This window comes from Pontibacter litorisediminis (assembly GCF_029360645.1).
Taxonomy (GTDB): Bacteria; Bacteroidota; Bacteroidia; order Cytophagales; family Hymenobacteraceae; genus Pontibacter; species Pontibacter litorisediminis.
In genome coordinates this window covers 20,642-42,118 of the sequence record NZ_JARDUA010000011.1, presented here as the reverse complement: position 1 = coordinate 42,118, position 21,477 = coordinate 20,642, and the positions used below count along the sequence as shown (strand labels likewise).

The 21,477-nt window shown below is 51.4% G+C and carries 20 protein-coding genes and 1 riboswitch; of the genes, 13 read left to right on the top strand and 7 right to left on the bottom strand.

Annotated elements, in window-relative coordinates; translation table 11 throughout:
• The first annotated feature begins 519 nt into the window (after positions 1 to 519).
• Both PXG97_RS20875 and nth read left to right on the top strand, forming a co-directional pair.
• A complete protein-coding gene (locus PXG97_RS20875; RefSeq protein ID WP_276499792.1) occupies positions 520 to 1,122 on the top strand; it encodes an RNA polymerase sigma factor in 603 nt (200 codons plus the stop codon).
• Positions 1,123 to 1,346: 224 nt separating this feature from the next.
• Positions 1,347 to 2,030, top strand: a complete 684-nt coding sequence (gene nth, locus PXG97_RS20870) for an endonuclease III (protein WP_276499791.1) — start codon at positions 1,347 to 1,349, stop codon at positions 2,028 to 2,030.
• Between the two features lie 87 nt (positions 2,031 to 2,117).
• Here the strand turns inward: nth and PXG97_RS20865 are convergent, their stop codons facing one another.
• From PXG97_RS20865 to gldB, 3 genes are all read right to left on the bottom strand, one after another.
• Positions 2,118 to 2,615, bottom strand: coding sequence for a hypothetical protein (locus PXG97_RS20865; protein WP_276499790.1), 498 nt, complete (start codon positions 2,613 to 2,615; stop codon positions 2,118 to 2,120).
• A 192-nt stretch (positions 2,616 to 2,807) separates the two neighbouring features.
• Entirely contained in the window at positions 2,808 to 4,016 is a 1,209-nt protein-coding gene (locus tag PXG97_RS20860) for a glycosyltransferase family 4 protein (protein WP_276499789.1), read from the bottom strand.
• Between the two features lie 102 nt (positions 4,017 to 4,118).
• Entirely contained in the window at positions 4,119 to 5,123 is a 1,005-nt protein-coding gene (gene gldB, locus PXG97_RS20855; protein ID WP_276499788.1) for a gliding motility lipoprotein GldB, read from the bottom strand.
• A 75-nt stretch (positions 5,124 to 5,198) separates the two neighbouring features.
• Here gldB and PXG97_RS20850 point away from each other — a divergent pair, with 75 nt between their 5' ends.
• Positions 5,199 to 5,870, top strand: a complete 672-nt coding sequence (locus tag PXG97_RS20850) for a porin family protein (protein WP_276499787.1) — start codon at positions 5,199 to 5,201, stop codon at positions 5,868 to 5,870.
• Positions 5,871 to 5,944: 74 nt separating this feature from the next.
• Here PXG97_RS20850 and PXG97_RS20845 read toward each other — a convergent pair whose 3' ends face one another.
• From PXG97_RS20845 to PXG97_RS20835, 3 genes are all read right to left on the bottom strand, one after another.
• On the bottom strand, positions 5,945 to 7,543 hold the full coding sequence (locus PXG97_RS20845) for an Rne/Rng family ribonuclease (protein WP_276499786.1): 1,599 nt from the start codon (positions 7,541 to 7,543) through the stop codon (positions 5,945 to 5,947).
• 216 nt (positions 7,544 to 7,759) lie between these two features.
• A complete protein-coding gene (locus PXG97_RS20840; RefSeq protein WP_276499785.1) occupies positions 7,760 to 8,629 on the bottom strand; it encodes a tetratricopeptide repeat protein in 870 nt (289 codons plus the stop codon).
• 61 nt (positions 8,630 to 8,690) lie between these two features.
• Complete coding sequence (locus PXG97_RS20835; protein ID WP_092105376.1) at positions 8,691 to 8,996, bottom strand: HU family DNA-binding protein; 306 nt, start codon at positions 8,994 to 8,996, stop codon at positions 8,691 to 8,693.
• A gap of 324 nt (positions 8,997 to 9,320) precedes the next feature.
• Here PXG97_RS20835 and mutY point away from each other — a divergent pair, with 324 nt between their 5' ends.
• From mutY to PXG97_RS20785, 10 genes are all read left to right on the top strand, one after another.
• Positions 9,321 to 10,412 (top strand): A/G-specific adenine glycosylase, encoded by a 1,092-nt coding sequence (gene mutY / locus PXG97_RS20830; RefSeq protein WP_276499784.1) that lies wholly within the window; start codon positions 9,321 to 9,323, stop codon positions 10,410 to 10,412.
• A gap of 113 nt (positions 10,413 to 10,525) precedes the next feature.
• Complete coding sequence (locus tag PXG97_RS20825) at positions 10,526 to 10,996, top strand: single-stranded DNA-binding protein (RefSeq protein WP_276499783.1); 471 nt, start codon at positions 10,526 to 10,528, stop codon at positions 10,994 to 10,996.
• A 134-nt stretch (positions 10,997 to 11,130) separates the two neighbouring features.
• A complete protein-coding gene (gldE, locus tag PXG97_RS20820; protein ID WP_276499782.1) occupies positions 11,131 to 12,393 on the top strand; it encodes a gliding motility-associated protein GldE in 1,263 nt (420 codons plus the stop codon).
• A gap of 13 nt (positions 12,394 to 12,406) precedes the next feature.
• Positions 12,407 to 12,970, top strand: coding sequence for a gliding motility lipoprotein GldD (gldD, locus tag PXG97_RS20815; RefSeq protein WP_276499781.1), 564 nt, complete (start codon positions 12,407 to 12,409; stop codon positions 12,968 to 12,970).
• Positions 12,971 to 13,570: 600 nt separating this feature from the next.
• Entirely contained in the window at positions 13,571 to 15,676 is a 2,106-nt protein-coding gene (gene recG, locus PXG97_RS20810) for an ATP-dependent DNA helicase RecG (protein ID WP_276499780.1), read from the top strand.
• 79 nt (positions 15,677 to 15,755) lie between these two features.
• Positions 15,756 to 15,949: riboswitch (cobalamin riboswitch) on the top strand.
• A 219-nt stretch (positions 15,950 to 16,168) separates the two neighbouring features.
• A complete protein-coding gene (locus tag PXG97_RS20805; protein WP_276499779.1) occupies positions 16,169 to 16,570 on the top strand; it encodes an acyl-CoA thioesterase in 402 nt (133 codons plus the stop codon).
• 172 nt (positions 16,571 to 16,742) lie between these two features.
• A complete protein-coding gene (locus tag PXG97_RS20800; protein WP_276499778.1) occupies positions 16,743 to 17,300 on the top strand; it encodes a hypothetical protein in 558 nt (185 codons plus the stop codon).
• Between the two features lie 24 nt (positions 17,301 to 17,324).
• A complete protein-coding gene (locus PXG97_RS20795; RefSeq protein ID WP_276499777.1) occupies positions 17,325 to 17,966 on the top strand; it encodes a hypothetical protein in 642 nt (213 codons plus the stop codon).
• A 77-nt stretch (positions 17,967 to 18,043) separates the two neighbouring features.
• Positions 18,044 to 19,207 carry a serine hydrolase domain-containing protein gene (locus tag PXG97_RS20790; RefSeq protein WP_276499776.1) on the top strand — a complete coding sequence of 388 codons (1,164 nt, stop codon included), beginning with the start codon at positions 18,044 to 18,046 and terminating at the stop codon, positions 19,205 to 19,207.
• Between the two features lie 81 nt (positions 19,208 to 19,288).
• Positions 19,289 to 20,740 carry a hypothetical protein gene (locus PXG97_RS20785; protein WP_276499774.1) on the top strand — a complete coding sequence of 484 codons (1,452 nt, stop codon included), beginning with the start codon at positions 19,289 to 19,291 and terminating at the stop codon, positions 20,738 to 20,740.
• Here the strand turns inward: PXG97_RS20785 and PXG97_RS20780 are convergent, their stop codons facing one another.
• On the bottom strand, positions 20,741 to 21,469 hold the full coding sequence (locus PXG97_RS20780; RefSeq protein ID WP_276499773.1) for a glycosyltransferase family 2 protein: 729 nt from the start codon (positions 21,467 to 21,469) through the stop codon (positions 20,741 to 20,743).
• Between the last annotated feature and the right edge of the window lie 8 nt (positions 21,470 to 21,477).

Genomic DNA, 21,477 nt, shown 5'->3' with positions numbered 1-21,477 from the left:
CCCCGCTCATGGCTTCCCCCACCACAAGGCTCCGCCTCAAGAGCCTGTCCCTGTATTTGCAGGATTCCGAACCTTGCCGAGGCGGGAAGCACTTTGGCCTTGCACCGGAATCCGGCAGCCGCTTCTGCTATAAAGCTGCCTCTGCTGTACAGGTAGCCGCGCGGCTGTGCTCTTTTGCGGGTGCCAACAGAAAAAAATACGATCCTATAAGCCTCACGCCCACAACAGATTGCGCCAAAAGCGAATGCTTTTCCTATATGTGGAAAACTAAATTTAACCCTTCTGATTATAACTTTCATTCTGCTTACGTATATACCACTTTAAGCCAGTGCAGGGCAACGTTTTAAGGCGGTTGCAAGTATAAGGTCCACTTATTTTTTTGAATATTACCGGCATTAATGCTTGCACATCCAAAAGGCGTTCTATATATTTGATTTACTTTTCTGAAAAAAACTGTTTAAAACAAGTAAACGCGACAATATGATATAAAGCTCTACGTTAACTTAATGTAGCTTTAAGATGAATACAACTACCCAGCTGAGCGACTCTGCATTGGTGTCACTCTACATCGCAGGTAATGAAGGTGCGTTTGAACAGCTTGTAAACAGGCACAAAAACAAAGTCTACACAACCATTTTATTGATCGTAAAGGACTCGTACACAGCCGAGGACCTCATGCAGGATGCGTTTATCAAAGCCATCCATACCATGAAAGGCGGACGCTATAACGAGGAAGGCAAGTTTTCTTCGTGGATATGCCGCATTGCCCATAACTTGGCAATCGACCATTTCCGTAAAGAGAAAAGAAGCCCGGTGATCACGCTGGAAGACGGCAGCAACGTGTTCAATAACATGTCTTTCTCTGAGGACTCTGCGGAGTCGCTGCAGATAAAAGAGGACACGCATGCCCGCTTGCGCGCGCTTATCCAGACGCTGCCACAGTCGCAGCGGGAAGTGCTTATGATGCGTCACTACGCAGAGATGAGCTTTCAGGAGATAGCCGACGCCACTGGTGTGAGCATCAACACTGCCCTGGGTCGTATGCGCTACGCGCTGATCAACCTCAGGAAAAAGATGCTAAAAAGTAATATTGCGTATGATACAAACCTCTACTCAGAATGAACTGATCCAGTATGTATATAATGAGTTGGCCGACGACGCCTGCGCTCAGCTGGAATCAGCACTAATGCAAGACTCAGAGCTAGCCGAGGGCTGCTCCGACCTGCTCCTGCTCCAGCAGCTCCTCGACGGGGCTATGAAAGCGCCTAGCGAACGCTCGGTACAAAACATATTAAATTACTCAAAAAGCTTAAGTTTGCAGTCCTAACCGATTGCAAGCTTTTTTTATGCAGAAAAAGGAACGCTACAGGCTCCTGATTGAGTACTTTACCCAACATTTTCCGGAGCCGGAAACCGAACTGGCATACAGCAACCCCTATGAACTGATTCTGGCGGTGGTACTAAGTGCCCAGTGTACCGATAAACGCGTGAACATGGTAACGCCTGCCCTTTTTGAGGCTTACCCTACGGCCCAAGCCTTAGCCACTGCCACGCCAGAGGAGGTTTTCCCGCTCATCAGAAGCATCTCCTACCCTAACAACAAGGCAAAGCACCTGGCAGGTTTGGGTAGGATGCTGGTAGAGCAATTTAACGGGGAGGTGCCCAGTACGGTGGAGGAACTGGTAAAGCTGCCGGGGGTGGGACGCAAAACCGCGAATGTGATCGTATCCGTTATCTGGAACCAACCAGCCATGGCCGTGGACACGCACGTGTTCCGGGTAAGCAAGCGCCTGGGCCTGGTAACCAAAACCGCCAAGACGCCGCTGGAAGTGGAGAAGCAGTTGGTGGCTAACATACCAAGCGAGCTCATTTCCAAAGCGCATCACTGGCTCATACTTCATGGCCGCTACATCTGCCTGGCCCGCCGGCCCAAGTGCGAGGAATGCCCGCTTACCCACTTCTGTGCCTTTTTCCAAAAGAACTTCCCCAATATTCCGGATGACCCGGAGAATAAGGTGGGTGGGGTGTAAGGCTGAGTGGCACGAGCAAATAAAACTCCAGATAGAATCCCCATACTAAAAGAGGCAAGCTTACTGGCTTGCCTCTTTTAGTTTATGTTATCGGGTTTGCACACTGCCTCTCTCATGGTGGCCACGCTTACCTTTTCCTCCTCTTTCCTGGTGCCTGTCTCTCATCTGCTCGCGCTTCTTGGCCTGCATTTCCTCATACTTGGCATACTGCTTCTTATTCAGGATATCCTTCAGCTCATCGTTGTGGCGCTGGTGGGCAGCCATCATATCGGAACGCATCTGCTCGCGGGTGGCAGCATCTTTTTTATCTCCTTTTTTAAAGTTGGCGCGCTTGGCTTCTCGCTCTTTTGTATCCTTCAGGTACAGCGCCTCCACCTTTTTCGCCTGCGCCTTGCTCAGGTCCAGCTCCTGGGTCATGCGCTCGGTTCTTGCTTTGGCTCTTTCTTCCGGAGATTTGCGCTCGCCTTTGTGTTTGTGCATTCTTGCTTCCTGGCGCGGCTTGCCCGCCTCCTGTGCTACCGCGGGAGCTATGGTGCTTCCCGCTACCAGCACTCCGAGTGCCAGCATCAATAGGTTCTTCTTCATCTTCCTTTGCTTTAGGTTGGATAGGATAAATTTGCACAAAGCCCAGGCCTGGAGTTTTGGCTTATACTTGTATCATTACCAAAGTGCGTACCAAAACTTTAAGGCCATGGCACATCCACTGGGCTACACTCTCTAAAACGCTAAAGGTTAGCTGGTCTTGCTTTTCCTTGAAGGCAAAAGGAAGGTATTAAGTTATAGGGAAGGTGAGTGTACCACCCCTAGGAGCACCTCCTCTACCTGCCGCACCAGTTGCTGGCGGTCGAAAAGGCGATGGGCTATGGCGGCACCGTTGGCAGAGGCTGTTAGCAGTTGCTGCGGCTGGACCAGCACCTGGCGCAGCAACTGCGCCAGTGCATCAGGCTGCTCGGCAGGCGTGTACCAACCACAGCCATACTTTTCCACGAAGGCTTTGGTCCAGCCAGGGTTGGTCACAATGGCGGGCGTGCCGCAGGCCAGGCTATCGTAGAACTTGGCAGGGGAGTTACTAGCCAGCACCGGCAGGTCGTTAAAAGACACCAGGGAGACATCGGCCAACCGGAAAAGCTTAAATACATCCGGCCGGGGCTGAGGGGGAAGCAACAGCAGGTTAGGCACTCGCTGCGCCAGCTCTTTCAGCTGTGCTTCATAGTACCCACTCCCTGTAAACACAAAAGTTATACCTTGGTCGGTGGCCATACTTTGGATGGCCTGCATAAGCGTGGGCATGCTGTTGGCCCGGCCATAAGTACCGGCGTACAACACCACGCGCTTCCCCTGCAGGTTATACTTTTGCCGCAGTTCCTCCACCTCCTGCTCCTGCACGGCATGCAGCATGTTAAAATCGGTACCGTTGTAGTTGGTGGTGATCTTCTCCTGCGGAATGCCAAGGCTAGCCACGTATTCCGTCATGTCCGGCGAAAGGGTAATGATGTGGCTGGCGCTTTCGTAAAGGCGGCGCTCCATGTTGTAGAGCCGCTGCTGCAGCCAAGTGTTCTGCACGGCCCCCATCTGGATCGGGAAGCTTGGCCACAGGTCCTGCACCTCAAACACCCACGGCACCCCCCGCAGCCTGGCTACCTGTGCCGCCACCCAGGGCGTGCTCAACGGCGTAGACACTGCCCAGAGCACGTCGGGTTTCTGCAGCTGCATGGTGCGCTTAAAGGCACTCCCGGCAAAGCCGGCGAAGGACTTCAGGCGCTTGCGCACCCCCATCTTGTTGGAATACGGCGCCAGGCACTCGTGCAGCTCCACTCCCTCCGGCACCCAACCATAGTTGTGCGTGATCCGGACTTTCCGCCAGCCATCGCTCGTTACCAGGCTTATCCTGTGCCGCTCCACCAGTTCCTCCATAAAAGAGTAGTGGCGGCATGTGGCAGGACAGTCCGGGTTGTGGTGATGCTGGTTTAGGAGTGCAATGTGCATGCGTGCTTGTTGAACTGTGGGGTTGCTAAACCGCTGAAAGGTTGCCAGGGCCTGTGCCCAGCACCAACAGCAACGTACAACCGGCCTTCGGACCTGTTAGAGTTAGCGCTTTCTTTCGGGCTTATACTTCGATTCGTCAAAGATTTTGCGGTAGTCGGTTTCGGCCATAAGCTCGGGCAGCGTTACATCCGGGTTCCGCTCCATGTACTTTCGCACAATCTGCCAACCTACCCAGGCCCCGATACGGCCAGGAGCTGACGCATCGATCTCAGGTGTGTTTGGCCGCTCGCCGATGTACTTGTTTATCGAAAAAGGCGTTTTATCGAACAGCAGTTCCTTCTCTAGAAAGTGCGCCCAAATGCGCCCCTCGTTATGGGTCACGTCCGCTATCTGCTGCTCAGAATAAGAAATAATGGCAGAATCCGGTATACAGGGCAGCACCGACTTCACAAAATAGTAGGCCTTGCCCATGCCGATCATTTCGGACAGCAGGTTACGGTCGGCAAAATTAGTTCTGTTGAAGCGATTGGAAAGCAGCAGCATAGCGGCAGGCACCATTTTCTCCGGCTCATAGCGCTTTAAGATGTACTCGTAGGCCTGAGGGCGATACTTCGCCTTGGGACCAATAAAGTAGTCGATGCCAAACACAATCAGGCTATCGGACACATACAGGTCGTTACCCAAGGTACCGAGGCCAGTCACGAAAGTCTTTACCTGCGGTGCCCTGAACTCAGGGTAGTTATACTTTATCACCCGGAAAGCGTCTTCCAGCAGCCTTTCCTCTTGCCCCATGTCGCCAAAAGTTTGCATGGCCTGCTGCGCCAGCGAGTCAAGGGCTGGATTAGAGGCAAGGTTGTAGAGCGGGTTAATAAAAGCAGAGTCGGAAGGGTACTCCTTTTGCTGCAGGTACTGCTCGGAAAAATACGGATTGGCCTTGATGAAGGCAGCCATGTCCGCTTTGGTTTTTGACTCAAAAAAAGGCTTCTCCAGGCGCTCTATCTGCACATCCATCGATATGTTGGCTATTTCCTTCGGCAGCTCGCAGCCTTTATCGCCGCAACCAAAGGCGAAGACAAGTATGGCAAGTATAAGTAATCTGTAATACATTGTTTCGTATCTTTGTACAAAAATAGGGGGTTACTTCGTATTAGGGTAACGCAAAGTATAATAAAAGCTAAGCTAATGAAGAAAATTACACTCTTAATGCTGTTTTTGTGCGCCTGGTTCACATCTATGGCCCAAGTGGAGATTGGCCTGCAGCTTTCTCCTACCATTTCCGGCAACCGCTTTGTAGCCGAAGACAGGTATAACTTTGAGAAAGAAAGCAACAAGCTGCGCCTGGGCGTGGGCGTGGTGGTGGATTACTTCTTCGCCCAGAACTATGCCTTCAGCACCGGCCTGATGTACCGCAGCAAAGGTGCTGAGATCACCTATGACTATTCTCGCCAGAATGGAGATGGCTCTAGTGAGCGCATCAGTGGGAAAGATGATATTTCCGTGCAGTACATCGAGTTGCCTCTAACACTTAAGCTTTTTACCAATGAGGTGGCCCCAGGCACCGTTCTGTACTTCCAGGTGGGCGGCTCGCTTAACACCAAGGTAGCGGCGCAGGTCAACGACAAAAAGGTAATCGACAGCGAGAAGGTGATCAAGCGCTTCAACATCTTCGAGGTGGATGCCAAACTGGGCGGAGGAGCCGAGTTTCAGTTAGGCCAAAGCACAAAGGTTTTTGCCGGCCTTACCTACCACCGCGGCCTTACCGATATCGATGACTTCTACGAGGAGAAGTTTGGCGACAAAAACATCTCTGTGAAAAACAACGGGGTATCCCTGGACTTCGGTCTGAAGTTTTAAACAGGTTGTGCTCCCTAAACAAAAAAGCCGCTCCGGTAACTCCGGAGCGGCTTTTTTGTGCGAGTAAGTTTTGCTTACTCCTCTTCTTTATCCTGCACGCCATTCATGTCGCTGAAGGCGGAACGCAATTCTATTTCCTCTCCTCTGCCATCCATCACTTTGAATTCCAGGATGCCCAGGGAGGTGTCTTTTATCAGGCTCACCCACTTAAAGTACTTAAAGAACCATTTCACCTGCCGTGAGAGCAGGCCTTTTGTGTAGTAGGCGTGCACGAACGGGTGTAGGTAAATTTGCAGACTCTTGTGGTTGTGGCTTGTCAGCAGGTCGTCTACCGCTGCATCAATTTCGTCTGTTACCAGGATACTGGCAGATGTTTTACCGGTGCCGCCACAGGTAGGGCAAACTTCGCCGGTTACAATGTTTTGCTCGGGCCTTACACGCTGTCTGGTGATCTGCATCAGGCCGAATTTTGAGATCGGAAGAATGGTAGACTTGGAGCGGTCCCGCTTCATCTCCTCCTTCACCACCTCGTATACTTTCTGGCGGTTTTCAGGCGACTTCATATCGATGAAGTCTACTACAATTATACCACCTATATCCCGGAGGCGCAGCTGGCGGGCCACTTCCTTGGCGGCCATCATGTTCACATGCAGCGCGGTCGCCTCCTGATCGGTTTCGGTATTAGATTTGTTCCCACTGTTCACATCGATTACATGCAAGGCCTCGGTGTGCTCTATCACCAGGTATCCGCCACCTGGTATCGTCACGGTTTTGCCGAAGGCAGCCTTTAGCTGTTTCTCGATGTGGAAGTGTTCAAAGGTCTTTGTCTTGCCAGTATAATGCTTCAGGATCTTGATCCTTTCCGGCGCTATACTTTGCACATATGCCTTGATCTCATCATAGAGCTGGGTGTTATCCACTACTATGTTGTCAAAGCTCTCGTTTAGTAAATCCCTCAAGATGGAGGAAGAACGATTCAGCTCACCAATGATTTTATCGTTTGGCTTCGCTATTCTGAGGGTCTTAAAGCCCTCTTCCCAATTTGCTAACATGTTGCGCAGGTCCCTGTCGAGCTCTGCCACATCGCGGCCTTCTGCCACCGTCCGGATAATCACGCCGAAGTTCTCCGGCTTTATACTTGTGATCAGGCGTTTCAGTCGGGTCCGCTCCTCTTTGCTGACGATCTTCTTGGATACGCTTACCGTGTTTGAAAACGGCACGAGCACCAAATAGCGGCCGGCAAGGGAGAGCTCGCAGGATAAGCGTGGCCCTTTGGTTGAGATAGGCTCCTTTACGATCTGCACCAACAGCTGCTGCCCTTTCTTGAGCACGTCAGCTATCTTGCCGAGCTTGTCTATCTCAGGCTCAAACTTAACCTGGTTTAGCTTGGGTGTTGCGTTCTTCTGTGTTTGCGCCGCCTTTACATACCTGTTCAGCGTTTTGATATTGGCCCCCAGGTCGTGGTAGTGCAAAAATGCATCCTTCTGGTAGCCAATATCAATAAAAGCGGCGTTCAGTCCTGGCATTACCTTCTTTACAGTGCCCAGAAAAATATCGCCTACAATGTAGTCCGTGTCTTTCGACTCGAAGTGATACTCAACTAGTCTCTTGTCCTGTAAAAGCGCAATGCGATCCCCATCCTGAGTAGAATTGATGATTAGCTCGTTGCTCAATTTCTCTCAAATGGTTATGTTGGATTTATAAGACCAAAGCCCACTTTAGCGTATGCAAAGTGGGCCCTCGTGAACGCAGAAGAAATTACTTCTTCTTATGTCTGTTTTTTCTAAGGCGCTTCTTTCTTTTGTGCGTAGCGATCTTATGTCTTTTTCTTTTCTTTCCGCAAGGCATAATCTTGTTGTTTTTGTTTTATGGATGATTTCTTTAATGCTTTACTGTAATCTGGCCAGGTACTCGTCTACCGACGTGTTCAGGGCTGGGTCGGAGCTCATGCTCTTCACCTTGTTAAACAGCTGTTTGGCTCTTTCGGTCTGCCCCGTCTCAGCCAACGCTACAGCCAGGTAGAAGGTTCCTTCCACGTGCTGCGGGTTCACTGAGATAAGCTTCTCGAAGTGTCCTACGGCTTTATCGTACTGGTTCGACTGGATGGACAGGATGCCAAGGTTAAACAGCGCCTTCTCATGGTTTGGATTAGAGGCCAGCACCTCGCGCAGCATGGTGATACCCTGCATCGGATTAGAGGTCGCGATGTAGGTCATGGCTACGTTTGTTTTGGCGTCGTGGTCAGAAGGGTTGTTCTTCAGCACCTGCTCATACATGCTGCGGGCTTTGGCACCCAGGTCGCTGGCGCGCTCCTGCGTGGCAGCAAACGTAAAGGCCTCATAGTAGGCGTCGCCAGCTCTCTTGTAGCTTTTCTCACCTCCACGGGCCTCAGCGGCAATCTCGTAGTAATAACCCGCGCTGTCATACTTGGCAGCGTTGGAGTAAGCCTCAGCAAGCTCCACGGCCACGCGGCTGCGGGTTTGCTCGTCGGTAGCCTTGTTATACTTGGCACGAGCGGTTGTCAGCGCCATCAGTTGCTCCGGTGTGGCTGTCCTGTGGGCCTCTATCGCTGCCTCGCCCTCCGCTGCGCCGTGGTCATGGCCGTCATCTTCAGAGTGGCCCTCCGGCAGGCCGGCATTGGCCTCGGTTCCGGCAGCAGTGGCTTTCTCCTCGTTGTTTACAACAACTTTAGGTAAAAAGAATAGAGCGGCCACCAAAGCGATGGCTACAACAACTATCAGAATCTGTGACCGTTTCATTCTTTTTACCTTTAGTACTGTAATAAAATCTTTAAGCTAAGCTCAGCAAAGATACAAAAAATTAAGAATGCGCTAGCTCCTGAATCTTTTTGCTGTTTTTGATCTTCTGGATGAAGGTCTTAGATGGCTTGAAGCTCGGGATAAAGTGCTCGTCGATAATGATAGATGTGTTTTTAGAAATGTTACGAGCCACTTTCTTGGCGCGCTTCTTATTCACAAAGCTACCAAAACCTCTCACGTAGATGTTGTTACCATCAGCCATAGAGTCCTTCACCACTTTGAAGAAAGCCTCGATTGTAGACTGAACATCTGCTTTATCAATCCCTGTCTTATCAGCAATCTCTGATATTACTTCTGCTTTAGTCACTTTCTTAAATTTTTAGGATATTAATAATATGTTAACTTTCTAATCTTTGGGAATCAGCCTGTTCCGCAGAACGGTTAAATTCGGGGCACAAAGGTAGTTTTACTTTTCGAATAGTAAAAGCTTTAGCGCTAAATTATTAGCTACTAAACCAGTGCCTTTTTGGGGCCGCCGCGCATGCGCTGTGCAATGCCCGTGCCACCTTTCCCCTCCCCTAACGCACTTTCGTAGGCTATATTTCAATGTTCACCCATCTGTTTCATACTTGTGCGCAGCCCGAACAAAAGCGTACCTTGGCTGTTCTGCAAAGCCTAAACCCTAGAAATCATGGAACCTGCATCGCCTGCTCACTTCGCCCAAACCCTTGTTGCCTGGTACGAGCGCCACAAGCGCAACCTGCCCTGGCGCGACACAACAAACCCATACTTTATATGGCTTTCCGAAGTAATCCTGCAGCAGACGCGGGTGGCGCAGGGCCAGCCGTACTATGAGCGCTTTGTGGCGGCCTACCCTACCGTGCAGGACCTGGCGGCGGCTCCGCAAGACGAGGTACTGCGGCTATGGCAGGGGCTGGGGTACTACTCCAGGGCGCGCAACATGCACCACACCGCCCAACTGGTGGTGGAGCAGTATGGCGGCCGGTTCCCTGGCAAGTATGAGGAGCTGATAAAGCTGAAAGGCGTGGGCAGCTATACGGCGGCGGCCATTGCGGCCTTTGCCTTTAAGGAGCAGGTGGCCGTGCTGGACGGCAACGTGTTCCGGGTGCTGGCGCGCGTGTTCGGGGTAGCAGATGACATTGCGGCTCCTGCCTCCCGCAAGGTATTCCAGAAACTGGCCGATGAGCTGGTGCCCGCCAGCGCCCCCGATACCTACAACCAGGCCATCATGGAGTTCGGGGCCATACAGTGCACCCCCCTGATGCCCGACTGCCTGTTCTGCCCGCTGCAACAGCGCTGCTATGCCTTTAACCACGGCATGGTGCAGGAGCTGCCGGTAAAGTCGAAGGCCAAGGCGGCGCGCCCCCGTTTTTTCCATTACCTTGTGTTTGAGCTGAACGGCACCTTTTACCTGCGCAAGCGCCTGGAGGGCGACATCTGGCAGGGCCTCTACGATTTTTACCTCTACGAGGGAGACAGCAAGGACTTGCCGGTGGCGCAGCTGCTGCAGGAACTGCAGGAGGCCGGCGTGCCGGTGCAGGAGGCGCAGCTGCAGCCGCCGGCAAAAGACTATAAGCACATCCTGAGCCACCAGAAAATAACCGCGCGTTTTTACCGTATTAAATTAAAAGATCCGCTAAAAGATGAGGTATTGACAGAAACCAGACTGGCCCCTTATACCGTTGAAAAAATAGAGGCCTTACCTAAGCCAGTTTTGATCAGCAGCTATTTGAAAGATGCTAAGATTTTAGTATATTTATAGGCTGAAACTTTTTCGGAGATAAAAACAGTTAAAGGTTCAGTAAAAGCCATATTTGCCTCCAGCTTGGTTGCTGGAGTAGCCCAATTCAATTTCATATTTAGACAAAAAAAGACATGGCAAGTGTAAACAAAGTGATCCTGATCGGAAACCTGGGCAAAGACCCTGAAATTCGTCACCTGGAAGGCGGTGTAGCCGTTGCCCGCTTCCCGATCGCAACCTCTGAAACCTTTAAAGACAAAAGCGGACAGAAGCAGGAGCGTACCGAATGGCATAATATTGTGGTGTGGAGAGGCCTGGCCGAAGTAGCAGAGAAATACCTGCGCAAAGGCAACTCTGTGTTCATCGAGGGCAAGATCCGCAGCAACAACTACACCGATAAAGACGGCATCCAACGCTACAGCACCGAGATTGTGGCCGACAACATGACCATGCTGGGCGGCCGCAGCGACAACGGCGGTGGCGGCGACTACCAGGGTTCTGCTGCGGCAAGCGGCGGGAACTATGGCGGCGGTGCCACGGCAAACAAAGGCGGCAACCCGGCTGGCGGGTTCCAGAACGACGAGCCAGACGACCTGCCGTTCTAACCTATGTTTCATCAAATTGATTAGTCTTGGAAAGTACAGATCCCGGAGACCCCCTGAGTTATAGCTTACTCCAGTTTTTACAGAGTTCGTTAACACAACTCAGGTTAGAATACCTGGCTGCCATAGCAGGCGGCTTGATTTTACTGCTGCTCTCGGCCCTGACCTCAGGTGCCGAGGCAGCTTTTTTCTCTCTATCGGAGCAGGAGCTGGAGCAATGCAAAACCAGCAAGCACCCCACCGAACAACGTGTGTACAGCCTCCTGCAGAACCCGCGCAAGCTTCTCACCACCATACTTATTTTTAACAACGGCATCAACGTGGCTATTATCACGCTGTTTGCCTATGTGGCCTGGCAGCTTTTTGGCACCATGGACCTGGCGGCCGGCGCATTGGCGCTGTGCATGCTATTTGCCACCTTCTTCATCGTTTTTTGCGGGGAGGTGCTGCCTAAAGTGTATGTGCAGAAGCACCGCATGCCACTGGCGCGCCGCATGGCGGGCGTGGTGCACAGGCTGCAGTTTCTGGTGCGCCCTGTTTCGTGGCTCCTCATCTCTATCAATGAGTATATCGAGCGCAAATACATCATCCGGGGCTACAACCATACCATCGAGGAGCTGCACCACAGCCTGGATATAGCCTTGATCAATGCCGACACTTCACCCGAGGAGCGTAAGATCTTGCGCGGCGTGGTGAACTTCGGCGCCATCTCAGTAAAGCAGATCATGCGCCCGCGCATGGACATCGTGGCCTTCCATACTTCCATGACGCTGCCGGAGCTAATGCCTGAGATCGTGAACTGGGGGTACTCGCGCGTGCCGGTATACTCTGAAAGCACCGACCACATAGAAGGTATACTTTATGTGAAAGACCTGCTGCCGCACCTGGGCAAAGGAGCCGACTTTGAATGGCAGCAGCTGGTGCGCCCGCCTTTCTTTGTACCCGAGACGAAGCGTATTGCGGATCTTTTCCAGGACTTCAAGGAGAAGCACGTGCACATGGCCATTGTGGTGAATGAATATGGCGGCACGGTTGGCTTGCTTACCCTGGAGGATATTGTGGAGGAGATCGTGGGTGAGATCAACGACGAGTTTGACGAAGACGATGACATCATATACTCTCAACTCGACGAAAATACTTTTATCTTTGACGGAAAGACCTCGCTGCATGACTTCTGCAAGATAACAGAGGTGCCTTTTGACACCTTCGACGAGGTGAAGGGCGAGAACGAGACAGTGGCCGGGTTGGTGCTGGCACTGTTCTCCCGGATACCGCGCGTGGGCGAGGACGTGGAGCATGGCCGCTTCCACTTTACAGTAGAGTCGGCGGACACGAAGCGCGTAAAACGAGTAAAGATCAATGTCGCAAGTAAAAAAGAACAGTATCATAAAGTTGGGTAGCCTGAAGGCGTTTATGTGGACTGCACTGGCCGCCGGTGTAGTGGCCTGCGGGGCAGAGTATACGCCAAAGCCGAAGGGTTACAACCGCATTGACCTGCCATCGCAAACCTATCAGCAGCTGCAGGAGGCGCACCCTTATACTTTCGAATACTCAGCGCACGCTAAAATCCGGCCCGACTCCTCCGGCATTGCGCAACCGCACTGGATCAACATCATCTACCCCAGCCTTGGCGCCAACGTACAGCTGACGTACAAAAAGCTGGAGAACAACGATAAGATGCTCAACGACCTGGTGGAGGACGCCCGTAAGCTGACTGCCAAGCACCAGATAAAGGCTTATGCCATTGAGGAGGCAGAAATCAAAACGCCCGGCGGCGACATCGCCTCTGTGTTTGAGCTGGAGGGCGAGGTGCCCAGCCAGTTCCAGTTCTATGTGACCGACTCAACAGATAACTTCCTCCGTGGCGCTCTGTACTTCCGAACCGCCACCCAAAACGATTCGCTGGCCCCGGTCATCGAGTTTGTGAAAAAGGACATCGTGCATTTGCTGAACACGCTGGAGTGGAAGGAGAAGTAATTATTGGTTATTGGTTAGTAGTTATTAGTTGTTAGGGAGGTAAGTATAAAACAAAGACCTCTCAGCGTGCACAGCTCCTGCGGGTGCCTGGCAGCGACACCGGGTTCAACCACCCCTACCCCTCCTTGGCTTTTTCGAGAGGAGCTCTATTCAAGCTCCGTCAGCCTAAGCTATCGAAATATTTCCCAGTCCTTGGGTTGAGCGCCTTCTAGATTTCCGGTTTCGCTTCAGCGAAATTGCGACAGCAAAGGAAATGTAGACAGCGCGATGCCCTTATCGAGGGCCCCTACCCCCAGGACGAGGCCTCCCGGCCTGGAGGGAGCCAAAGCATACTATGAAACAAGTTGGATGTAAGGCAGTGGATAAACAATAGCTAGCAAAGATAGCTTGGTTCAAGATGCAGGAGGCAGCGGCTAAAGCGGTAAAGGCACAAGCGGAAGTTGGCACTAGGACATACCTCCCATACTTACACATCACTCAGACACCGCGAAGCGTTAATTTAATTACCAAGCATAAAGCCCCGCCAGCATTTACACCTGTCGGGGCTTTTGCTTATTTTTGTACTTTATACTTGCCATACTTTCACCCGATAGCAAGCCAATGACTGGGAGCAACTTTTTCAACACCAAAATAGAATTCCTGAAGGGCGTGGGGCCGATGCGGGCGGAGCTGTTGCAGAAAGAACTCAGCATCTTCACCTACGGCGACCTGATCCAGCACTACCCTTTCCGCTATCTTGACCGCACGCAGTTTTACAAAGTAAGCGAGCTGGACGAAAGTATGCCGTACGTGCAGGTGCGCGGCCGCATTCGGGGCAAAGAGGTGATTGGCGAGGGCCGTAAGCAGCGCCTGGCAGCCACACTAGTAGATGAGAACGGCGATCAGCTGGAGCTGGTGTGGTTTAAGGGGGTAAAGTGGATGCAGAAGACGCTGAAGAACCACACCGACTACATCGTGTTTGGTAAGCCCACCAAGTTCAACGGCAGGTTCAGCATGGCGCATCCGGAGCTGGAGGAGTTGGCTGAGGAGAAGCAAACGACTTCTTTTCTGCAGCCCGTGTATAACACCACCGAAAAACTTAAGGCCCACCGCATCGACAGCAAAGTGATTGCTAAAATGATGGAGCACTTGCTGAAGGTGGCGCTGCCGCAGGTGCAGGAGTCGCTGTCGCCGGAGCTGATTGATACCTATAAGTTGATGGACAAGCGCAGCGCCTATGCCAACATCCACTTCCCGGAGTCAGCAGACAAGTATAACAAGGCCAAGTTCCGGCTAAAGTTCGAGGAGCTCTTTTACATACAGCTGCGCCTGTTCCGCCAGAAGGTGGTACGCAAGGCTGATTTGAAAGGGCAGATCTTCAATCAGGTGCCTACACTCACCGAGTTCTACAAAAACCACATGACCTTCGACCTGACCAACGCGCAGAAGCGGGTGGTGAAGGAAATTTATGGGGATTTAACGGCGGGCAAGCAAATGAACCGCCTGCTGCAGGGCGACGTGGGCTCGGGTAAAACGATCGTGGCCTTCATCACCATGCTCATTGCGGCCGACAACGGGGCGCAGTCGGTGCTAATGGCTCCAACCGAAATTCTGGCCGACCAGCATTATGTGGGCCTGAAGCAATTTGCCGACCGCCTGGGCATCAACCTCGGCAAACTAACGGGCTCCACCAAAGCCAAAGACCGCAAAGTACTGCACGAGCAGCTGCGCTCCGGTGAGATGAAGATGATCGTGGGCACGCATGCGCTGCTGGAGGACGTGGTGCAGTTCCAGAACCTGGGCCTGTGCATTGTGGACGAGCAACACCGCTTTGGCGTGGAGCAGCGCTCCAAACTATGGCGCAAAAACCCGCGCATCATCCCGCACGTGCTCGTCATGACGGCCACCCCTATTCCCCGCACCCTGGCCATGACCTTGTACGGCGACCTGGATGTGTCGGTGATCGATGAGCTGCCAGCCGGACGTAAAGAGATTGTAACCGTTCATCGCTTCGACTCGCACCGCCTGCGCGTGTTCCAGTTTGTGCGCGACCAGATAAAGCTGGGCCGCCAGGTATACATTGTGTACCCGCTGATTGAGGAGTCGGAGCAGATGGAGAACTACAAAGACCTGATGGACGGCTTTGAGAGTGTGCAGCGGGCGTTCCCGGAGTACAAGGTAAGTATGGTGCACGGCAAGATGAAGCCGCAGGACAAAGACTACGAGATGCAGCGCTTCGTGAACCACGAGACGCAGATTATGGTAGCCACCACGGTGATTGAGGTAGGCGTAAACGTGCCGAATGCCTCTGTGATGATTATCGAAAGTGCTGAGCGCTTTGGCCTCTCGCAGTTGCACCAGCTGCGTGGGCGCGTGGGCCGTGGTGCCGAACAGAGTTACTGTATCCTGATGACAGGGTATAAACTGAGCAAAGACAGTAAAACACGCCTCGAAACGATGGTACGCACCAACAACGGCTTCGAGATTGCCGATATTGACCTGAAACTGCGCGGCCCCGGCGACCTGATGGGCACGCAGCAGAGCGGTGTGCTGGACCTGCTCATTGCCGACCTCTCCAAAGACGCGCCTATACTTCAGGAGGCCCGTGCCGCCGCCCAGCGCGTGCTGCACCAGGACCCGCAGCTGGAGCAGCCGGAGCATGCCAATATCCGCCGGCACATCCAGTCGTTGAGCGCCAACACGGTGAACTGGAGTAGGATCAGCTAAGTTAGAAAGTCAAAAAGTTAGAAGGTTAGAAAGTTGAGGCTGCTTATACTTTGAACCTTTCTACATACTTCAAAAAGTGTACCTTTGCTCTGTCTGCGGTACTCCGGTAAAGTATAACCGGGTTTAAAAAGGAACCGTGTGAAACTCACGGGCTGACGCGCAACTGTAAATAACGAGAACTTGCTGCTTTTGCAGGTCCATTGTCCGGCACCGGATGAGAAGGACGGCAGCAAGGTTATAAGCCAGGAGACTTGCCACAGACATACATTGCACAGCCTTCGCGCCTAAGGCTTGTGGCAAGAAAAATAGTCTGCCCTCTCTGTGGTGCTGGCTATACTTCCTTTCCGCAAACTTCCCGCGCAGGCATACATACTTTAAGAAAAAGCATATGTCGCGCGCCACCCACAGCAACTTTATACCCTCAACTACCTTCGCTGCAGCAAGCTGCACCGGTACGCGCCCGTCACCTGCAAACCAATAGAAAAAGCCTATATGAACCTAAAAGATCGCATCGCGCAGTCGGAGACCCGCATATTTAAAGCTGTTTTCCCGAATACCACCAACCATTACGATACGCTTTTTGGCGGCACAGCTATGCAGCTAATGGACGAGGTAGCTTTTATCGCCGCCACGCGCTTCTGCCGCAAGCGTGTGGTTACCGTGTCATCCGACAGAATAGACTTCACTCAGCCCATACCGGCAGGCACCATTGTAGAACTGGTAGCCCGCGTCGTGAGTGTCGGCAATACCAGTCTGAAGGTGCAGGTAGAGATCTTTGTAGAAGAGATGTACTCTGATGTACGCACCCAAGCCGTGAGCGGGAGCTTTGCCTTTGTAGCCATAGACGAGCACAAGCAGCCGGTGCGGGTACTGCCCGAGGAAGTACAGGTATAAATGACCCGTTTACATGAAGTTCCACGCGAAACAATAGCCGCAGGTTAATATTACAGCGATTTCTACTTTGGGTGAGTGAAATCCGGTATATTAGGTAGCACAGTTATGTTTGTCCGCCTACCGTTGGTTGGCTAAACGGGTTGCTTGTATCTGGTAGTTGAGCTTAATAGGAATGATAAAAGAGAAAGTGAGAATAGAATCTGGCGAGCATAGTAGTCTTGTAGTAACGCTTAAAAGAGAAGCGAACTACTTGATTCTATTTCTTACTGGGGCTTGGTCGCTTGCTTGGGCTGGCATCACATTAACGATACTTTATAGCTTAGCTACCAATCCTGAAAAAATAGACGGTGAGCTAATTATTTTCACAACCCTAATTATACTGGCAGGAGTGTTTGTGCTCAAATACCTTCTGTGGCACCTAAATGGAATAGAAAGAATTGAGTTAAATGCTCAGGAGCTGACAGTTCAAAAGCTTGGCACAATCCTGACTTCTAAAAGAAAGTATGAATTAAGCCAGATAGACAATTTCAGAGTGGTGACAAAACAAACGTCCCCTTTGATATTCAGAATGTATGGGATTACTGGCGGACAAATACAGTTCGGGTACTACGGAAATAACAAGGTCTTCGGGCAGACTCTAAGCAAACAGGAAGCGGAGAACTTAGTTAATGTTCTGAATGAAAAACTACTTAGCTCAACAAGAGCTAAAAAGAACCAAGGCTCATTTTAGCCAAGACGTTGGCAGTAATAACTAATGATTGAAGAATATTTAACAAAAGAAGATTTTGAACGAGGGAGCGGAAAACTCTCTGTCGTGGTCTTTATTAGTACTTTCATTTTGTTGGCTATTCTAGTTGTGACTACTCAGACGAAGTATTTGATTCCATTGATATTCATATTGCCGTTTCCGCCTGCTCATTTGGTGTCACATTATGAATACAAGAAATGGAGAATGGAAATGTTAGCCACGGGATATGTTACACCTGAACGGTTTGACGAGCTCGCTAGAATGCACAAGATTAGATCTCGCCAGCTATACTCAGGAAAGGGTATTATAGTTGTTGGAGCAATCACTCTTGCATTGTCTGCTTTATCTTTTTACCTGAGAAGCCAAGATATTGAGCTAAAGCTTTATGGCAAAGAAACAGTAGGAACCGTTGAAGAAATTAGGCTTACGCTTAGCGGTGAGCACTCTAATGTCTTGATTAGCTTTGATGTGGAAGGGAAAAGGCATACTACAACACTTAAGATAAATGGCAGCAGTTTAGGTGTAGATGCTACTTATCGAATCAAAGGCAATCCTTCTGTTGAATTAGGAGATACCGTAACGGTAAAGTATTCAAGTATAAATCCAAAAAATAATAAAGTTATCTTAGACGGTTTGCAAAAGAATTAATAATACAAACCACGTCTTTACAGTAGCTGTATCACCGCTTATACTTGCCTGTTGGCACGTATAGCCCCTTAACAAACATGAGGCATATTCTCTTAACTTCGGTTTTCTCTTTAGTTACTCTGACCTTGTTAGGTCAAGGTCTTAAAGCATCGTTAACGCAGAACCTCGACGAGCTGAGCGAAAGGAATGTGCTTCCGGGATTTGCTGTCTCCGTGATCAGCCCAGACAGTGTACTGTACACGCAGGCCTTTGGATTCTCTGACATTTCCAGCCAGAAACCATTCACCGAAAAAACGATCCTCAATATTGGCTCCGTGAGTAAGACTTTTGTTGGCTTAGCCTTGATGAAGGCGGTAAGCGAAGGTAAGTTGAGTCTGGACTCGGATATCAATGATTTTTTACCCTTCAAGGTCCAGAACCCCTTTTACCCCGACCAGCCAATCAAGGTAATTCACTTAGTCACCCACACCTCCGGGATAACTGACCGGGAAGAGGTATACAAGCAGACCTACACAAAAGAACTGGATGTTGATGCATATAAAGCATTCCTGCAGGAGTACCTGAGCAGGACGGGGGCAAATTACTCTGAAAAGAACTTCCTGAGGTACAAGCCAGGAGAATGGCAGGAGTACAGCAACATCGGTTCAGCCTTGGTAGCTCTTGTGGTAGAGGGTGCCACTAAGGTGCCTTTTAGTGAATACACCAGGAGGCATATTACAGCGCCGCTGGGGCTAAGCTCGACCGGCTGGTTTTTTAGAGACATCCCGATGAATAACCATGCTGTTCTGTACAGTGCTGCCCAAAAACCCATTCCGCTTTACTCATTGTTAACATACCCTGACGGCGGGTTAAAGTCTAATCTACATGACTTAAACAAGTATCTGCAGGAAATTATGAAAGGCAGGGCCGGCAGAGGGGAAGTTCTAGGCGACTCATCTTACAACATGTTGCTCGCGCCTCAGTTCGGGAACAACCTCAACCCCAGGAATATTAATCCTAAAGAACCTAATATCGGAGTGTTTTGGGTGCACAAGCGAAATGGAGAAATAGGGCACACAGGAGGTGACCCAGGTATAACAACTTTCGTCTTCTTCAATCCCGAAACTGCCACGGGGAGAGTATTTATAACCAACACACTGCTTGAAGAAGAGGAACAGATTGAAGTGTTTGCCAGTATATGGCGGCTTCTAAAAGCGTATGAAGAAAAATTATTGCTGCCAACTAAAGCAAAAGCACATTAAAACATGCCTTAGCCCAGCCGGGTTACCCACAACAAACACCCAACACCACCGTTTTACCTCTACCAAAAACCCATACCACCCGTGAGAAAACATTCCACACTTTTTATACTTCTGTGCCTGCTCTGCCTGCCGCAGGCTATACTTGCCCAGTCCAAAACCAGGGCAGCGGTAGACTTTAATTACCAGCCCAACCCCGAGGCCGACTACTACAACCAGCGCCTGCCGCACAAATCCATACCTGTGGGGCAGAACGAGTTTATACTTCTGAAGCGCCAGGGCGATGGCAAGTATACCGTGGAGAAGTATAACGCGGACCTGAAAAAGCTTTGGGCGGCGGAGATACTGATGGCTGCGGGGGAGGAGGTGGAAAGCTTTACGGCCGGACAGGAGGCGGCGCTGGTGGTAACGCACCGTAAAGAGGGCCAAAACCAACTGCTGCAGGGGTACCGCATGAACCTGAAAAACGGACAGCTGGAGAAGCCGGTACAACTGCTGGAGGCTCCTTCTAAAGGCCGCAGAGCCGGCGTGGCGGTATCTGCCGACGGCACGCAGGTATTGGCTTACCGCTTCCATACCGATAACAGCTTCCAGATACAGCGCATCAGCGGCGCGCTGTACAACGGCAGCCTGCAGAAGCAGCAGGACGTAACCTATGACCTGGGCGATTTGCGCGGCATCCTGACGGCGGACATAAAAGTGGGCAATGGTGGCGAGCAGTATGTGAACCTAATCTCGGACCAGATGAACCGCCTGAGCGTGCGGCAGTACAAGCCAGGCAGCAAAAAAGCGCAGGTGATGTCGGTGCTGGTGGGCGGTGTGTTTGATGGCAAGAAAGTATATATCCGCGATACGCACTTCGAGCTGATGCCGGACGGGCAAATGTATGGCGCCGTGCTGACGGCCGACGAGAAGAGCGGCGGCTACTACAGCCTGAAAGCCGTGAAGTATGATTTCGAGCAGGAGGACATGCGCTTCGCCGAGGAGTATAAGTTTACGCCGGAGTATGTGCAGAAAGTGAATGCGCTGGATAAAGCTGACAAGAGCGACAAACTGCAGGACATCTACCTGACCGACCTGATCCTGACGCCGGAGAAGCAGCTGCTTATACTTGCCGAGAAGAAGTATACCGAGGGTGGCGAGGATGCGCCATACTTTGCCAAAGAGCTGCACCTGTTCGCCTACGACGAGTACATGACCTTCGACTGGAACTCCGTGCTGATGAAGCAGCAGCAGGCCCCCGCCTCCGATGGTTTCACCAGCATCTCCTACAGCTCCTACCTCAACGGCAACACGCTGAACCTGCTTACACTAGAGGAGCTCAATGGCAAGTATGATCTATACCTGCGCCAGATCAATACCAACAACGGGCAAGCAACAGCGCCGCAGGAGCTGCGCCTGGGCATCCCCAAAGACAATAAGGCCGCTTACGTGAAGGATTACACCGCCTGGCTGGCCGATAAAAATATTGTTACGGTGCTGCGCGGTGGTAAGAAAGCAGACAAGCTGCAGCTAAGCCGCATCGAGATAAAGTAACTACAGTTTTAACTGCTGCAGAAAGCGAGAGCGCAGGTTCTCGCTTTTTTGTTTCTCCCGCATTTTCCGGGTAAAGGAGGTCAGCTGCAACAGCATGTGCGAGAAGCCCACGTAGTTCACAATGTCCACATACATCTGGAACTCCTTGCGCGAGCCGTCCAGCACGCCCAGTTTATCCACCTTGTAAGTGTTCATGGCCGACCACGGCATCCAGCGCACCACTTTTTTGTGGCGTAGCATATAGCGGTTTATGGCTACCTCCAGCTGGTAGCATTTCAGTTGCTGCCTTAGCACCTGCCGCAGGTCGGCGGTTCTGAGGATGCGCTCCCCGGATAGCAGCACATCGCTGCGGTACCACTTCACGAACCAGGGTGAATTGATGCGGCGCAGGATGATCATATCTAAGGAAGTATACTTCTGGTAAGCTTCCAGGGCTGCCTCCAGTTCATCCTTCCGCAGGTCCTGCAGGTCAGCATCCATCATCAGCAGCACCTCGTGCCGCACGTACTTTAGGCCATACTTTATGGCTGCCGTCTTACCCACATTCTGCAGCAGGCGCACCACCTCTACCTCGGGCCAGTGCCGCTGTATGAAGTCAGCGGTGCCATCAGTAGAGCCATCATCCACACAGATGACCTGGGAGATATGGGCAGTGCCAACGACTACATCCAGCACACAGGCTATCCGCTCACGCTCGTTGTGGCAAGGTATGAGGCACGTTACTTCCATAGCGATGC

Coding starts and splice junctions, on each gene's coding strand:
- PXG97_RS20860 (WP_276499789.1), bottom strand. CDS start 4,016: ATGCACATTGCACTCCTAAACCAGCATCACCACAACCCGGACTGTCCT.
- recG (WP_276499780.1), top strand. CDS start 13,571: ATGACTGGGAGCAACTTTTTCAACACCAAAATAGAATTCCTGAAGGGC.
- PXG97_RS20795 (WP_276499777.1), top strand. CDS start 17,325: ATGATTGAAGAATATTTAACAAAAGAAGATTTTGAACGAGGGAGCGGA.
- PXG97_RS20865 (WP_276499790.1), bottom strand. CDS start 2,615: ATGAAGAAGAACCTATTGATGCTGGCACTCGGAGTGCTGGTAGCGGGA.
- nth (WP_276499791.1), top strand. CDS start 1,347: ATGCAGAAAAAGGAACGCTACAGGCTCCTGATTGAGTACTTTACCCAA.
- PXG97_RS20825 (WP_276499783.1), top strand. CDS start 10,526: ATGGCAAGTGTAAACAAAGTGATCCTGATCGGAAACCTGGGCAAAGAC.
- PXG97_RS20805 (WP_276499779.1), top strand. CDS start 16,169: ATGAACCTAAAAGATCGCATCGCGCAGTCGGAGACCCGCATATTTAAA.
- PXG97_RS20875 (WP_276499792.1), top strand. CDS start 520: ATGAATACAACTACCCAGCTGAGCGACTCTGCATTGGTGTCACTCTAC.
- gldB (WP_276499788.1), bottom strand. CDS start 5,123: ATGTATTACAGATTACTTATACTTGCCATACTTGTCTTCGCCTTTGGT.
- PXG97_RS20850 (WP_276499787.1), top strand. CDS start 5,199: ATGAAGAAAATTACACTCTTAATGCTGTTTTTGTGCGCCTGGTTCACA.
- mutY (WP_276499784.1), top strand. CDS start 9,321: ATGGAACCTGCATCGCCTGCTCACTTCGCCCAAACCCTTGTTGCCTGG.
- PXG97_RS20800 (WP_276499778.1), top strand. CDS start 16,743: ATGATAAAAGAGAAAGTGAGAATAGAATCTGGCGAGCATAGTAGTCTT.
- PXG97_RS20840 (WP_276499785.1), bottom strand. CDS start 8,629: ATGAAACGGTCACAGATTCTGATAGTTGTTGTAGCCATCGCTTTGGTG.
- PXG97_RS20780 (WP_276499773.1), bottom strand. CDS start 21,469: ATGGAAGTAACGTGCCTCATACCTTGCCACAACGAGCGTGAGCGGATA.
- PXG97_RS20790 (WP_276499776.1), top strand. CDS start 18,044: ATGAGGCATATTCTCTTAACTTCGGTTTTCTCTTTAGTTACTCTGACC.
- gldD (WP_276499781.1), top strand. CDS start 12,407: ATGTGGACTGCACTGGCCGCCGGTGTAGTGGCCTGCGGGGCAGAGTAT.